This window comes from Maricaulis sp. (assembly GCF_030149515.1).
Classification (GTDB): domain Bacteria; phylum Pseudomonadota; class Alphaproteobacteria; order Caulobacterales; family Maricaulaceae; genus Maricaulis.
On the sequence record NZ_JASBRI010000022.1, the window covers coordinates 127045 to 140537 of the forward strand.

15 protein-coding genes are annotated in these 13493 nt (G+C 65.8%); 2 read left to right on the plus strand and 13 right to left on the minus strand.

The features are described 5' to 3' along the window. Positions 1-9 precede the first annotated feature (9 nt). The gene (locus Q1U94_RS09430) at positions 10-531 is read left to right on the plus strand and encodes an N-acetyltransferase (protein WP_300543766.1); all 522 of its coding nucleotides are present in this window, start codon (positions 10-12) and stop codon (positions 529-531) included. A gap of 6 nt (positions 532-537) precedes the next feature. Here the strand turns inward: Q1U94_RS09430 and Q1U94_RS09435 are convergent, their stop codons facing one another. Together Q1U94_RS09435 and Q1U94_RS09440 are read right to left on the minus strand one after the other, a co-directional pair. Continuing rightward, positions 538-1038 (minus strand): DUF4440 domain-containing protein, encoded by a 501-nt coding sequence (locus Q1U94_RS09435; protein ID WP_300543769.1) that lies wholly within the window; start codon positions 1036-1038, stop codon positions 538-540. A gap of 93 nt (positions 1039-1131) precedes the next feature. After that, positions 1132-1551 carry a helix-turn-helix domain-containing protein gene (locus tag Q1U94_RS09440; protein WP_300543771.1) on the minus strand — a complete coding sequence of 140 codons (420 nt, stop codon included), beginning with the start codon at positions 1549-1551 and terminating at the stop codon, positions 1132-1134. A gap of 70 nt (positions 1552-1621) precedes the next feature. Between Q1U94_RS09440 and Q1U94_RS09445 the strand changes: the two genes are divergently transcribed. Next, complete coding sequence (locus Q1U94_RS09445; RefSeq protein ID WP_300543774.1) at positions 1622-2248, plus strand: cation transporter; 627 nt, start codon at positions 1622-1624, stop codon at positions 2246-2248. Between the two features lie 111 nt (positions 2249-2359). Here the strand turns inward: Q1U94_RS09445 and Q1U94_RS09450 are convergent, their stop codons facing one another. The 11 genes from Q1U94_RS09450 to infC all read right to left on the minus strand — a co-directional run bounded on the left by Q1U94_RS09450 (position 2360) and on the right by infC (position 13319). Then, entirely contained in the window at positions 2360-2962 is a 603-nt protein-coding gene (locus tag Q1U94_RS09450) for a hypothetical protein (RefSeq protein WP_300543775.1), read from the minus strand. A gap of 32 nt (positions 2963-2994) precedes the next feature. After that, on the minus strand, positions 2995-4491 hold the full coding sequence (locus Q1U94_RS09455; protein WP_300543776.1) for a peptidoglycan-binding protein: 1497 nt from the start codon (positions 4489-4491) through the stop codon (positions 2995-2997). 203 nt (positions 4492-4694) lie between these two features. Beyond that, positions 4695-7094: a phenylalanine--tRNA ligase subunit beta gene (pheT, locus tag Q1U94_RS09460; protein ID WP_300543777.1), complete on the minus strand. Its 2400-nt coding sequence runs from the start codon at positions 7092-7094 to the stop codon at positions 4695-4697. Positions 7095-7120: 26 nt separating this feature from the next. Then, complete coding sequence (locus tag Q1U94_RS09465; RefSeq protein ID WP_300543779.1) at positions 7121-7726, minus strand: hypothetical protein; 606 nt, start codon at positions 7724-7726, stop codon at positions 7121-7123. A 7-nt stretch (positions 7727-7733) separates the two neighbouring features. Then, positions 7734-8816, minus strand: a complete 1083-nt coding sequence (gene pheS, locus Q1U94_RS09470) for a phenylalanine--tRNA ligase subunit alpha (RefSeq protein ID WP_300543781.1) — start codon at positions 8814-8816, stop codon at positions 7734-7736. A gap of 148 nt (positions 8817-8964) precedes the next feature. Further along, entirely contained in the window at positions 8965-9321 is a 357-nt protein-coding gene (rplT, locus tag Q1U94_RS09475) for a 50S ribosomal protein L20 (RefSeq protein ID WP_300543782.1), read from the minus strand. A gap of 32 nt (positions 9322-9353) precedes the next feature. Then, positions 9354-9554 carry a 50S ribosomal protein L35 gene (gene rpmI / locus Q1U94_RS09480; RefSeq protein WP_300543784.1) on the minus strand — a complete coding sequence of 67 codons (201 nt, stop codon included), beginning with the start codon at positions 9552-9554 and terminating at the stop codon, positions 9354-9356. Between the two features lie 158 nt (positions 9555-9712). Beyond that, positions 9713-10165, minus strand: a complete 453-nt coding sequence (locus tag Q1U94_RS09485; RefSeq protein WP_300543786.1) for a MerC domain-containing protein — start codon at positions 10163-10165, stop codon at positions 9713-9715. A 143-nt stretch (positions 10166-10308) separates the two neighbouring features. Further along, on the minus strand, positions 10309-12063 hold the full coding sequence (locus Q1U94_RS09490) for a hypothetical protein (protein WP_300543789.1): 1755 nt from the start codon (positions 12061-12063) through the stop codon (positions 10309-10311). A 24-nt stretch (positions 12064-12087) separates the two neighbouring features. Next, positions 12088-12552, minus strand: coding sequence for a peptidase S1 (locus tag Q1U94_RS09495; RefSeq protein ID WP_300543791.1), 465 nt, complete (start codon positions 12550-12552; stop codon positions 12088-12090). A gap of 227 nt (positions 12553-12779) precedes the next feature. Next, positions 12780-13319, minus strand: a complete 540-nt coding sequence (gene infC / locus Q1U94_RS09500) for a translation initiation factor IF-3 (RefSeq protein ID WP_300544260.1) — start codon at positions 13317-13319, stop codon at positions 12780-12782. Between the last annotated feature and the right edge of the window lie 174 nt (positions 13320-13493).

Genomic DNA, 13493 nt, shown 5'->3' on the forward strand with positions numbered 1-13493 from the left:
GTTGACCACATGCAGATCCGTGCCTGCGATCCCGGCGACCATGACGGGATCGATGCCCTCCTCAAATCCGCCTTCCCCACACCGGCCGAAGCGCGCCTGGTGACGGCCCTGCGTGCCGCCGATGCCGACACGCTGGAACTGGTCGCCGACGATCATGGCCGAATCGCCGGCGCGGTGATGTTTTCACCGGTCACGGCCATCGCGGCCAACGGGTCCCAGGCCTATGGCGCCGGGCTGGGTCCTGTCGCAGTGATACCGGAGCATCAGCGCCGCGGCATCGGCACCGCGCTGGTCGAGGCCGGTCTGGACTATCTGCGCCAGCTCGGCGCGCCCTGGTGCGTAGTGCTGGGCGACCCGGCCTATTACGGCCGTTTCGGTTTCAAGCCCGCGTCCGGCCGGGACTGGTCCTGGGCCGGCGATCCGGACGGCGAACACGCCGGCGCCTTCCAGTGGCTCTCCCTGAGCGGCAAACAGCCCGGCACCGCGGGGCCTTGCCGGGTGCATTACCACCCGGCCTTCGACGCGGTGTGAGCGGGATCAGTCCGGCGCCCGGTGGGCATAGCTGAGCACACGCGACAATACCCATTCCCCGTCATCGCCGAGCAGCCAGAGATGCGCGAAATCGGCCTGGCCGGTCAGGGTTTCGCTACCGTCGGCATGCTCGATGGTGAAGGTATGCGCGCCGAACTGGATGACACCATACAGTTCGCCACCGGAGCGCAGCGGTTCGATCCGCATGCTGCCGGCAACCAGATCGCGGCGCAGCGGCTCTTCGCGGCTGCAGATATTCTGCTCGACATTGGTCAGGAAGGCGTCGCGGCTGCGGGTGACGCCGCCCTGGTCGTGGTAGAATTCCAGGTCCTGCGCCACCAGCGCCGCTGTCTCGTCGAGATCGCAATCATTGAACCCGACCTCGAAAAGGCGCCGGTCCAGATCGGCGAAGACAGCATCCAGATCGGGTCCGGCCGGTGTTTCGGCCGAGGCGGCGGATGTCAGGAAGGCGGCAGACAGGCCAAGGGCGGCAAGGCGTGGGAACATGGGTTTGTCCTTTTTTCGGCTGCCGCAAGGAGGCGCCGGGCCGGGCCCGCAAACAACCGGGAATACGGAGCCTGACATCCCGCTTTCGGGTTTTTAATGTTCCCCTTCGCACAGCGCGTGGTCGGACAGGGTCTGGATGACGCGGCACTTGTCGACAACGCCATGAGAACAGCGCTCGACCATGCGTTCCAGCTCGGCCCGCACCGCTTCCAGCCCGGCAATCCGCCTCTCCACATCGGCCAGCTGCTTTCGGGCGATGGCGTCGGCCTCCTCGCAGGATTGATGCGGCCGGTTGGTGAGATCCTGCAGCGCACGCAGATCGTCCAGGCCGAAGCCCAGCTCGCGGCCATGCCGGATGAAGCGCAATTGCTCGAGATGGCCGGCCGAATAGCGTCGCTGGCCGCCGGGCGAACGCGGCGGCGTGTCGAGCATGCCGATGGATTCGTAGTATCGAATGGTCGGCACCTTCACCCCGGACTGCCGGGACAGATTGCCGATAGACATATCTGACATTTTGCCCTTGAACCTCCAGTCGCTAGAGGAATTAGGCTGCAAATCGTGGACGAAGGCAAGGAGGCGCGGCGTGTCCGGCAGTTGTTGTGAAACAAGGGAATTCGACGGCGCCTCGCCAGCCTTCCGCCGGGCCCTGTGGGCCGTCATCGGTATCAATGCAGCGATGTTCGCCGTGGAGATGCTGGCGGGCGCCGCCGCGCAATCCCAGGCCCTGAAGGCCGATGCGCTCGACTTTGCAGCGGATACGGCAACCTATGCCCTCTCGCTTCTTGTGATCGGCCGCCCGGCAGCCTGGCGCGCCAATGCGGCATTGGTCAAAGCCGCCAGCCTGTTTGTCATGGGCGGGGCGATCCTGGGCCTGGCGCTCTATCGCGCCCTGTTCGCCGCCCAGCCAGACGCCACGGTCATGGGCTCCATTGCCCTTCTTGCGCTGGCGGCAAATCTGGCCAGCGTGGTCATCCTGGTGCGCTGGCGCAATGGCGATGCGAATGTCCGCTCGGTCTGGCTGTGCTCGCGCAATGATGCCATCGGCAATATCGCCGTCTTCGTCTCGGCCGGGCTGGTGGCCTGGACCGGAACGCACTGGCCCGACGTCGTCGTGGCCGCACTGATGGCCGGCCTCTTCCTGACCTCGGCGACGCAAATCCTTGTCAAGGCCCTGAACGAGCGCCGGCAGGCGGCGGGACCGGCCGTCTGATTGTGCCCTGGTGCAATTTCGCTGATGTCGGGGTCAGCAAAATCGCTCCAGCTCCTTGTTCTATTGCATTTTCAAACCGCGAAAGCGGTGCCCGCCTTCGCAAATGATGCACTAGCGCCGGTCCCCGGTGGAAAACACCGACCCCATCAGATCGTCTTCATCGCCATGGCGGTGCCGCCGGCGATCGTGATCCGGGTCGCCACGGCTGTGAGCACCCGGCATTTCACAATCGTGACACCCGTGCGCGATACGCTCGCGGACCAGCGCGAGGCGTTCGGACAGGTCGTGGAACCGGTCCTGGCCATCATGCCATAGCGCGGCCGTGTCCTGGCAGCTGGCCTCGTCGAACCGGTTTTCCTGCAGGCAGCGATTATAGGTGCGGCACGACGCCGTGGCGAAACGGTAGGACGCATCGAGATCGGTTTCGAAGGCCGCGATGAGTTCCTGGGTCTCGGTGTCGGCCGCCCCGGAGCGATGGCCGGGCCGGGCGAGGATCGCCTCGCGGTAGCCGTGCACCTCCTCCAGCATCGCCAGGCGCTGTTCGGCCAGGGTGGCGACCTCGCACATGTCGATCGCAGGCGTCACCGTATCGCGCGAAACCGGCGGGCGCGGCGGCCCCGACGGGCCGGGCGTGGGGCCGGGCGGCGGGGGTGCAGAATGGCCGCAGGCCGACAGGACCGTCGCCGCCGCAAGCAGGAGTGCCACCTTTTTCATAACGCTCATCCTTCCTGTTTCACCACCGCCGCTCAGGGCGTTGTCCCGCTGTCGCCATCGGCGGGCGCGGCCGAGCCGTCCATCGCCGCCCGGTAGCAGCCGGGTTGATCGAGTTCCTGGCCATGGGCCCGCCGGATTTCGTCCACCCGTCTTTGCCAGGCCAGATAGAAGCGGTCGCCCGTGCGCTCGGCCTCGGCCAGGAGCCGTTCGGAGATCCGGCGCCAGCGCTCGGCCGGCGGGCCGGACGTGCCGGCAAAGCGCCGCAGGGCCAGCGCCCGCGCATGGCCGAGATCGGCAGCGCGGCGCAGATAGCTGTCGGCACGTTCCGGGCTTTCGACAATGCCGCACAGACGGTAACTGCCCTGCACGGTCCCGGTGCCGTACATCAGGGCGAGATTGAAATTGGCCCCGCCATGGCCGCGCTCTGCGGCCGCTTCCAGCCATTCCAGCGCCGTGTCGATATTCTGTTCCAGCCCCAGCCCGGTCGCGAACATGATGCCCAGAAGGTTCTGGGCGTAGGTGTCGCGCGCGGTCAGCGCCGCATGGCAGACCAGGGTGACGGTTTCCGACGGGGTCAGCGCCCCGGTCTGGTCGAACCCCATATCGCCCTGGAAATCGCGCACCGAGCGCCGCGTCATCGGACCGTAGGCTCCGTCGACCTCGCCGGTGTAATAGCCCAGAGCCGAGAGCGCGCGCTGGCGCAGATCGAGATCGATGATGTCGCCGTCGTCCTCGCTCTGGCTGAAACCGTAGGCAATCCTCGCAAGCGAGGCCTGCGTCGTCGGGCAGGAGCGTTCCAGGATGGCCGCCTGCAGCCGCCGGTGCGCCACCAGCGAGGCCTGCGCGCCGCCGATGGAGGAGCCGACCAGCAGCGCCTCGTCCCAGGCCTCGCGCGCATCGTCTATGCGGGCGACGGCCTGGTAGGCATCGCCGATATTCAGCCAGCACCGCGCGACATCCGCGTCTTCGACATCATAGCTCTGCGGCGAACAGATGCGGTTTCCCGGGTCGAAACTGTAGACCGGAGGACGATAGCCCCGCCCCGAGGTCGAGCCCGGGCCGGCCACCCCGCGTGACAACGGAAGACGGCCCGAACTGCCCGAATAGCCGCTGGAATAGCCGTCTGAAGCGCGATTGGAATACGAGCCGGAGCCTTGGTAGCCGGCCGTTCGGCCACTGCCGGGGCCATTCGTGCCTGGAGGCGGATCGGGATAGCGGATCTGCCCGTCCGTTGTGGAATAGCCATCGTCCGGGGACCGCGAACCGAGTGGAACGTGATCGGATGTCATGCCGCTGGAACCGCCCGGCGAAACGGACCTGGCCGGGCTCTGGCTGTCCTGGCGTTCCCCGCCGAAAGGCCACCATCGCGAGCCACTGTCCTGCTCGCGGGCATCCGGGCAGTACTGGACCGCACAGTAGCCGGCGCGATAGGCGCGCGAATGCGTGTAGCCCAGGATCGCCACCAGGCCGATGACGACAAGAATCGTCGCCGCTGCCTGGGCGAGGAGCGCTGTGACGCGTTCGAGCATTCCGGATCCCGCCTCTCCGGGACGCCCCAAAGCCCCGGCTACTGATTACCTAGTGGTTAACCATACTAGCGGCCGCAGGACCTCACCGCCATACGCGCAACGCGGGATTCGAAAAAATTTTTCTCCCGCAAGGAATGAATATGCGTTTCTCGCCAATGCGTTGAGAGACGCGGCCGAAATTCCCCCGGCACGCGAATTCCGGCCTAGCCGCGCAGCGTTCCGCCGGTGGCCTTTTCCACCTTGGACACGATGCCGGAAGCCACGGCGTCGATCTCCTCGTCGGTCAGCGTCCTGCCGCGCGGTTGCAGGGTCACCTCGATCGCCAGGGAGACCTGTCCCTCAGGCACGCCCTTGCCGTCATAGACGTCGAATACCGACACGTCCGCGATCAGCGCCTTGTCGGCTCCCCGGGCCGCCCGGATCAGCGTTTCCGCCGGAACGGACTTGTCGAGCAGGAAGGCAAAGTCGCGCCGGACGGGCGTGAGATCGGCCCGCTCCAGCTGCGGCCTGGCCTTCAGGCCCGTCGCCTTCCTGGGCAGCGGAATATTGTCCAGCACGGCCTCGAAGGCCAGCACTCGGCCGTCAATATCCAGCGCCTTGAGGATGCCGGGATGGATCTCGCCGAATTCGGCCATGACATTCTTCGGCCCCAGCCGCAGCACGCCGGAACGGCCCGGATGCCACCACTCGCGCGCCTCTGCGGCAACCTGAAGACTGTCCACCGGCGCCCCGGCGGCGGCCAGGGCGGCCAGCGCATCGGCCTTGGCGTCGAACACGTCGGGCACGCGCGTGCCGGTCCAGTGGCGCCCGGCCTCGATCCGGCGCACGCCGGTGGCGGCCAGGCGCTGCCCGTCCGGCGCATCGGTGAGATAGACCGGCCCGACCTCGAACAGGCGCGGATCCTGCTGCCCCCTGTCAGCATTGGCCTGCAGGGCGGTCAGAAGATGGATCAGCGCCGTCGGCCGCATCACGTCGAGCTCGGACGAGATCGGATTGTCCAGTTCCAGCCCCTCGCCATGACCGCCGAACAGGGCGGCCTGGCTCTTCTCGCAGAAGGACCAGGTCACGGTTTCGGCATAGCCCCGGCCGGCCAGGGCTCGGCGGGCATAGCGGGCCCGCAACTGCATCGGCGTGGCCGGCGCTTCGCGGCGTACCGGCGGACGCGGCATGGAAACGGCGGCGAGCTTGTCATAACCGTGAATGCGCGCCACTTCCTCCACCAGATCGGCCTTCTGGGTGCAGTCCATGCGCCATGTCGGCACGCCGACCGTGACTACATCGCCCTCGCCCTTGGGCGCAAATCCGAGCGTTTCCAGGATGCGCACGATCTCTTCGCGCGGCAGGTCCAGACCCGTCAGGCGCTTCACTTCAGTCAGCGGGAATTCGATATCCGCGGGCGCGGCCGGGGTCTGGCCGGCGACCACGGTCTCGGAGGCCTCGCCACCGCAGAATTTCAGCACCAGCTCGGTCGCCTGCTCGATCCCGGCCCTTACCGAGGCCGGATCGACGCCGCGCTCGAACCGGTATTTCGCGTCGCTGTCGATACCGGTTGCCTTGGCCGTGGCCCGCGTGATGGCCGGATCGAACCAGGCACTTTCGATGAAGACGTCGGTCGTCTCCTCCGAGACACCGGACAAGGTGCCGCCGATAATGCCGCCAAAGCCCAGGCAATGCGTGTCGTCGGCGATGACGCACTGGTCCTCGCCGGGCACGTACTCCCGGTTGTCCAGCGCCTCGAACCGGTCGGCCTCGCCCTGGCCGCGGCGCACGCGGACCGGGCCGGACAGTCTGGCCAGATCGTAGACATGCATCGGCCGGCAGCGGTCGTAGGAGATCATGTTGGTGATATCGGCAAGGAAATTGATCGGACGCAGGCCGATCGCCTTCAGCGCCCTTTTCAGCCAGTCCGGGCTCTCGCCGTTCTTCACGCCCCGGATCACCCGGCCGGCATAGACCGGACAGGCCTCCGGCCAGTCCAGTTCGATGTCCACCGGACAGGGAAACCGGCCGGGAATGTCGTCGATATCGTGCGTCTTCAGCGTGCCGATGCCGGTGGCGGCGAGATCGCGGGCGATACCGCGCACGCCCAGCCAGTCGGGCCGGTTGGGCGTGACTTCGAAATCGATCACCGGATCGTCCATGCCCAGCGCCACCACGGCCGGCGTTCCGACCTCGAACGGCTCGGGCAGATCGATGATGCCGTCATGGTCCTCGCCCAGTTCCAGCTCCTTGGCCGAACACATCATGCCATGGCTTTCCACGCCGCGGATCTTGCGCGGCTTCCTGTCGAGCGCGAAGTCGAGGCCGGGGATGTATGTCCCCAAGGGAGCGTAGACGGCATACATGCCGGTGCGGGCATTGGGTGCGCCGCAGACGATCTGCTTCTCGCCATCCTTCGTCGCCACGCGGCAGACCTTGAGCTTGTCCGCATCGGGATGCGGAACCGCTTCGATGACATGGCAGACGGAGAAATCGGCGAATTTTTCCAGCGGGTTATCGATATGCTCGATCTCCAGCCCGGCCATGGTCATGGCCTCGGCGATCGCGTCGAGCGAGGCGTCGGTCTCCAGATGGTATTTCAGCCAGGAAAGCGGGAATTTCATCGTCGGCTCCTGCCGTCACATGCGTTTCAGTTCGTGTCGTCTTGCGGATCCGGGCGGTCGGCGGCGCCGAAACGCTCGAACACATCAAACCGGTCGCCGGGAGTACACTGGCGCACCGGCAGGCGGTCTTCATTCTCGGACGCGGCGCGCCAGCAGCGGTCGAAGACCGAGCAATAACAGGCAACCACGCCCCAATGGCTCCACTCGGCAAGAAGGTCGCCCAGCGCCGCGTCATCGAGATCGCCGCGCGACCAGGAGAAGATCACCGGCTCCACCTCGCCGTCCGGCGCCAGGGCGCGGCCATTGACACTGGACCAGGAACGGTCGAACCCTTCCGGCAAAAGCTCGATCAGACTGGTAAAATCCGTCTGCTCCACCCCGTCGCGCACCAGGACGACGCGCTCGATCATCGCCGGGCCGACCCCGTGATTGACGATGCGAAGACCCAGATTGCGCACCTCGGGGGTGGACTGGATGAAGCCGTCGATCTGCAGCACCGGCACGACCGCCCCATGCTGCTGCGCCCGCATGACCCGGCCCTGATCCCAGGCGACAAAGAGCGCCGCAATGCCGACGAGCATCGCGCCGACACCGGTCAGCGTCTGATGGTTATGGGAGAGCCAGCGCCACATGGTCGGGTCAGCTCAACCCCGTCGCCAGGTTCGCCTGCAGGAGCGGGCTGAACCCGTAATGGCCCAGCCAGCGGGCGTCGGAATTGAAGAAGTCGCGCAGGTCCGGGGCGCCGTATTTGAGCATGGCGAGACGGTCGACGCCCATGCCGAAGGCGAAGCCCTGGTATTCGTCCGGGTCGAGGCCGCAATTGCGGATCACATTCGGATGGACCATGCCGCAGCCGAGGATCTCCATCCATTTGTCGCCCGAGCCCACCTTCACCGCCTCGCCGACCCGCTCGTAGCGCACATCCATCTCCGCCGAGGGCTCGGTGAAGGGGAAGTGGTGCGGGCGGAAACGGGCCTCCACCTCGTCGGTCTCGAAGAAGGCGGCGATGAAGTCCAGCAGGCAGCCCTTGAGGTGACCCATATGGGTTTCCCGGTCGATCACCAGGCCCTCGACCTGGTGGAACATCGGCGTGTGGGTCTGGTCCCAGTCGCAGCGATAGACGCGGCCCGGCGCGATGATGCGGATCGGGGTCTTGCCCTCCAGCATGGTGCGGATCTGCACCGGCGAGGTGTGCGTGCGCAGGACTTTCCGCTCGCCGTCTGCGTCGGGCTGCATGAAGAAGGTATCCTGGGTGTCGCGCGCCGGGTGGCCGGGCGGGAAGTTGAGCGCGGTGAAGTTGTGGAAGTCGTCCTCCACGTCCGGTCCTTCGGCGACGGCAAATCCCATGTCCGCGAAGATCACGGCGAGCTCTTCCATGACCTGGGTGATCGGATGCAGCGACCCTTGCGGTTCCGGGCGTACCGGCAGGGTGACGTCAACCGTCTCGGACGCCAGCGCCGCATCCAGCGCCCTGGCTTCCAGCTCGGCCTTGCGGGCCTCGATGGCGTCATTGAGCCGGGACTTCAGCCCGTTGAGGGCCGGGCCCATCACCTGGCGTTCTTCCGGGCTCATCTTGCCCAGTTCGCGCATCATCAACGACACGGAGCCCTTCTTGCCGAGTGCCGAGACGCGCACAGCGTCCAGGGCCGCCTCGTCGGTCGCGTCCTCGATCTGGCCCTTCACCTCGGTTTCAAGCGTGTCGAGATTGGATGTGTCGGTCATGTCTTTTCACTTCCTCGCGGTCGAGGTGGATGTAGCGGCTCGGGATTCGTGTGTCGACCGGGTTGGGCGGCTGGCACGGCGGGAACAAGAAAAAGGCCCGCCAGCTTTGCGCTCACGGGCCTTTTCCATAACGTATGCCGTTGCCGGATCAGCCCAGCGCTTCGCGCGCCTGGTCGACCAGGGCCTTGAAGGCTTCCGGTTCACGGATGGCGATGTCGGAGAGGACCTTGCGGTCGACCTCGATGCCGGCCTTGTTGAGGCCGTTCATGAAGACCGAATAGGTCATGCCGTGCTCGCGCGCACCGGCATTGATGCGCTGGATCCACAGCGAACGGAAATTGCGCTTCTTGGCGCGGCGGTCGCGATAGGCGTACTGGCCGGCCTTCTCCACGGCCTGGACGGCAGCGCGGAAGGTGTTCTTGCGGCGGCCGTAATAGCCCTTCGCGTTCTTGATGACTTTCTTGTGGCGTTTGGCGGTCGCCGGACCGGACGTGACTCGGGACATGTCTAAGTGCTCCTAACTCGGTGCCAGCGGCCTTAAAGGCCGTTCGGGATGTATTTTTTCACGATCCGCGCGTCCTGGGCCGACAGCGTCGTCTGGCCGCGCTTGTTGCGGATCTGCTTGGGAGTCCGCTTGATCATGCCGTGGCGCTTGCCGGTCTGACCGGCCTTCACCTTGCCCGTGGCGGTGAGCTTGAAGCGCTTTTTCGCGCCGCTCTTCGTCTTCATCTTCGACATTTTCATCTCCTTTTCAGAGGCGTGCGGGACGCCCCGGTGGATGGTTCAGCCGGCGGGCATGTCGAACAGGGCCCGGGCGGCTGGTGTTGGAAGCGGGGGTTTATACGCGTGATGCCGTTAAATGCAAGGGCGAAAGCGAGTCGCCGTTCAGCGCCAGCCTAGGCGTGATCGTGCTCGCAGATGCCGCAGTCGCGGGCGTGGACATGGCCGGCCCGGGCCCGCATCCGCCAGTTGGCGAAGTGGGCACCGGCCAGAACGGTCACGCCGGCCAGGGTCAGCGCGGTTTCCACAGCCGGCGAGACAATATGGCTCGCCCCGACCGCCATCAGTGCAAGGCCGAACAGGCCGATGGCGAACAGGCGCCAGCCGGCCTTGGTGGCCCGCACGCTCCAGCCCAGGCCAATCAGGGAGACCGGCGCGGCCAGCGCCAGCAGGACCAGATGCCAGTCATGGCTGAGCCCGATCGCGCCGCCCAGCTCAGGCGCCAGCATGGGCGCGGCAGCGGCCGTCGCCGGCAGGAAGAGGCAATGCAGGACACAGATCGCCGACAGGCCGACGCCGGTTGCGTCCATCGTGCCGTGCCGGTTTTTGAACTTGTTCAGGAACTGCATGATCATCCATCCGCGCCGTCGCTAGCGATATAGTATAACATTCTCGGAATGGAAAGTGGCGCCATGCAGATTTCAAGGGGCCCGGACGGAAAAACGGGGCGGCCCCTCCGGACCGCCCCGCCCATGCGCCCGACCGCCTCCGGCTATTGATGGAAGCCGAGTTCGGAGATGGCAAGCTGCGCGTCGGCGCCTTCGCCGGACCAGTAGGTGCCGACCCAGATATCGTAGACGCCAGCCTGCGGCTGTTCGAAATGGACGCCCGGATTGACACCCGAGGACCCGTCATCATTGCAGACCCAGTTGCCCGACGGATCGTTGATCACCAGCGTGGTGTCGCTGTCGGAGAGGACCGAGATGTAGAGGTCCAGCGCGCCCGGTTCGAAGGTCAGTTCGAAGTCCGGAGCCTGGGTGACATGACCGCGGCAGGACTGATCGGCCGCCGATTCCGCTTCCAGCGGGCCGCCGGCAACCAGATCGACGAGATACGGATCCGGCGAAAACCCGCCCTCCAGGCTGACGCCGCCATAATTGCTCGCCAGCGTCCAGTCGAGTTCGGCACCGGCCGTGAATTCGCCGCCGAAACCCAGTTCGGAAATGTGCAGCGTGGCTTCTTCCGGCGCACCGCTGGAATAGGTACCGACCCAGATGTCGTAACGGCCGGACATGGGATTGTCGAAACGGATGCCCGGATTGAGATCGCCGGCACTGTCATCGTCGCACCACCAGCTGCCGTCCGGCGCATTGACCACCAGGGTCGCGTCGCCCTGGGACGTGGCGGAAACATAGAGGTCGAAATCGCCGGCCGCGTAGGTGATGTCGTAGTCGGGCGCCGTTGTCGCAAAGCCGCGGCAATTCTGGCCGATCGCCATGTTCACATCGACATCGCCGCCCGCCGTCAGATCCACATTGAACGGGTCGGGCGAGAAGCCGGCATCGAGTGCGCTGGAGCCGTAGTTGGAAGGCAGCGAGAAATCGAGCTCATTGACCTCGCCGAGAAAGCCCAGTTCGGAGATGTAGACGGTCGCCGGCACGGCTACGCCTTCGGAATAGCGCCCCGCCCACACGGCGTAGCGGCCGGACACCGGATCGTCGATCCGCACACCCGGATTGAGATCGCCGGCGCTGTCATCGTCGCAATGCCAGTCGCCCTCCGGCCCGCGGACCACGAGCGTCGTGTCCGCATCGGCCTGCATGGACACGTAGAGGTCAAATGCGTTGCCGGCATCATACTCGACCCACAGGTCGGGCGCCTGGTCGACATGCCCCCAGCACATCGAGGCCGTACCCCGGGAAGCATCGACATCGCCGCCGGCGCTCACCGCGACCGTCCGCGGATCGTCGGCAAAGCCCGAGGACAGCCGCAGCGTGCCCGAGGTCGGCGGCAGGCCGGCATCCGGCGCGCGCGAGTAGACATTGTCGGTGAAGAAGCCGAGTTCGGAGATGTGGAGCATGGCCGGTTCATAGCCGCTGCCCGACCCGTATGTGCCGACCCAGATGCTGTAGGTGCCCGATTGCGGGTTTTCGAACCGGATGCCCGGATTGAGGCCGGTCCCCTCGCCGTCGTCATTGCACGTCCACGCCCCGTCCGGACCGTTGACCACCAGCACCGCATCGGCATCCGAGGCGGCGGAAATGTAGAGATCGAACGTATCCCCCGCCGCATAGTCGAGATTGTAGGAGGGCTGGTGGGTGATATAGCCGGAGCAGGTGTCGGCCGCATTGCCGGCATAGATCGCACCGCCGGCACGCACGCCGACCGAGGTCGGATCTTCCGTGAACCCTGCCGAGAGCCGGGTGCTGCCATAGGCCGGCGGCGCATCGGCGTCCTGCGCCTGGGCAGCTGCAGCGGCAAGTCCCGCCGCCAGCACCGCCCCGCTCAAAATGTATTTCGCATTCATGGTCGTCTCCCCCGGTTTGCCAGATTACTGGCCGTGAAGTTCGGACACGGACAGGCGCACGGGCACATCGCCCGGCCCTGTCAGTTTTCCGACCCAGATATCGTAGCGGCCCGATTGCGGGGCCTCGAAGCGCAGGGACGGGTTGAGCCCCGGCCCGCTGTCATCGTCGCAATACCAGTTCCCGTCCGGCGCGAATATGGCCAGCGTCGTGTCGGCGCGCGCCTGGACGGTGAAGATCAGCGGCATCGTGCCGGCATTGTAGGACAGGACAAAATCCGGTTGCGCCGCGATGAAGCCGGAACATCCCGTGGCCATCGCCGCCGCCTCGACGGCGCCGCCGCCGGTCAGCTCGACCTGGTAGGGGTCCGGCGTGAACCCGGCCATGAGATAGGCTTCGCCCGCGCCGGGCGTCTCGTCCGGCGATTGCGTCATGCCGGCGCCCGCCGCCACAAGGGCGAGGCAGAGGGCGGTGCCGACGGGGCGGATCATGACATCTCCCGAAATCGCTGCGGCAAGGCATCGCCATTGCCGGTTACGCGCAGTTCAGCACGCTTTTCAGATGATTTCATCTCAATTCCCGGGCCCTGAATAACGCCTGAACGCGACGGCCCGCAATCCGGCACACATGCGGCAATTTGGCGGCGGCGGCCTGGTCCGGAATCGGAAACGGCGCCCGAGAGGGCGCCGTTCTGAAAGAAATATCAAGATGTTACCGCTCAGCGCGGCGCCATCACCATGACCATGAGGCGGCCTTCCAGCTTGGGTTCGAATTCGACCTTGGCCACCTCGGCGAAGTCTTCCTTCACGCGGTTCATAATGTCCATGCCGCGGTCCTGGTGCGCCATCTCGCGGCCGCGGAAACGCAGCGTGACCTTCACCTTGTCGCCGGCTTCGAAGAAACGGTGCATCGCCTTGGCCTTCACCTGATAGTCGTGCACATCGATGTTCGGACGCATCTTGATCTCCTTGATCTCGACGGTCTTCTGCTTCTTCTTGGCCTCGGCCTTCTTTTTCTGTTCCTGGTATTTCAGCTTGCCGTAATCGACGATCTTGCACACGGGCGGGTCGGCATTGGGCGAGACCTCGACAAGGTCCAGCCCGGCTTCCTCGGCGGCTTCCAGGGCGGCTTCCAGGGGCATAATGCCCTGTTTTTCACCGTGTTCGTCGATCAGGAGGACCCGCGGAACGCGGATATCCCGGTTGGTGCGCGGCCCTTCCTTCTTGGGCGGTTGCGCGTGGTGCGGTCTACGGGCTATGGCCTTGTCTCCCTTGTGGCCCCGAGCTGAAGCTTACTAATCCCTCCCCCGCGACGCCGGATCAAGCCCAAATTGGGCATTTCAGGCGCCGGTCCGGACGGGAGGCGCGCACTATGGTCAAATGATCACATTTGGCAAGCGCCACGCACTGTCCCGATGCAAATGCGCCCCCAA

Bases quoted from the DNA above. Each gene is read 5' to 3' on its own strand.
- Q1U94_RS09485 (WP_300543786.1), bottom strand. From the start codon at position 10,165: ATGCAGTTCCTGAACAAGTTCAAAAACCGGCACGGCACGATGGACGCA.
- pheT (WP_300543777.1), bottom strand. From the start codon at position 7,094: ATGAAATTCCCGCTTTCCTGGCTGAAATACCATCTGGAGACCGACGCC.
- Q1U94_RS09450 (WP_300543775.1), bottom strand. From the start codon at position 2,962: ATGAAAAAGGTGGCACTCCTGCTTGCGGCGGCGACGGTCCTGTCGGCC.
- rpmI (WP_300543784.1), bottom strand. From the start codon at position 9,554: ATGTCGAAGATGAAGACGAAGAGCGGCGCGAAAAAGCGCTTCAAGCTC.
- Q1U94_RS09455 (WP_300543776.1), bottom strand. From the start codon at position 4,491: ATGCTCGAACGCGTCACAGCGCTCCTCGCCCAGGCAGCGGCGACGATT.
- Q1U94_RS09430 (WP_300543766.1), top strand. From the start codon at position 10: ATGCAGATCCGTGCCTGCGATCCCGGCGACCATGACGGGATCGATGCC.
- Q1U94_RS09465 (WP_300543779.1), bottom strand. From the start codon at position 7,726: ATGTGGCGCTGGCTCTCCCATAACCATCAGACGCTGACCGGTGTCGGC.
- Q1U94_RS09435 (WP_300543769.1), bottom strand. From the start codon at position 1,038: ATGTTCCCACGCCTTGCCGCCCTTGGCCTGTCTGCCGCCTTCCTGACA.
- rplT (WP_300543782.1), bottom strand. From the start codon at position 9,321: ATGTCCCGAGTCACGTCCGGTCCGGCGACCGCCAAACGCCACAAGAAA.
- Q1U94_RS09490 (WP_300543789.1), bottom strand. From the start codon at position 12,063: ATGAATGCGAAATACATTTTGAGCGGGGCGGTGCTGGCGGCGGGACTT.
- Q1U94_RS09440 (WP_300543771.1), bottom strand. From the start codon at position 1,551: ATGTCAGATATGTCTATCGGCAATCTGTCCCGGCAGTCCGGGGTGAAG.
- Q1U94_RS09495 (WP_300543791.1), bottom strand. From the start codon at position 12,552: ATGATCCGCCCCGTCGGCACCGCCCTCTGCCTCGCCCTTGTGGCGGCG.
- pheS (WP_300543781.1), bottom strand. From the start codon at position 8,816: ATGACCGACACATCCAATCTCGACACGCTTGAAACCGAGGTGAAGGGC.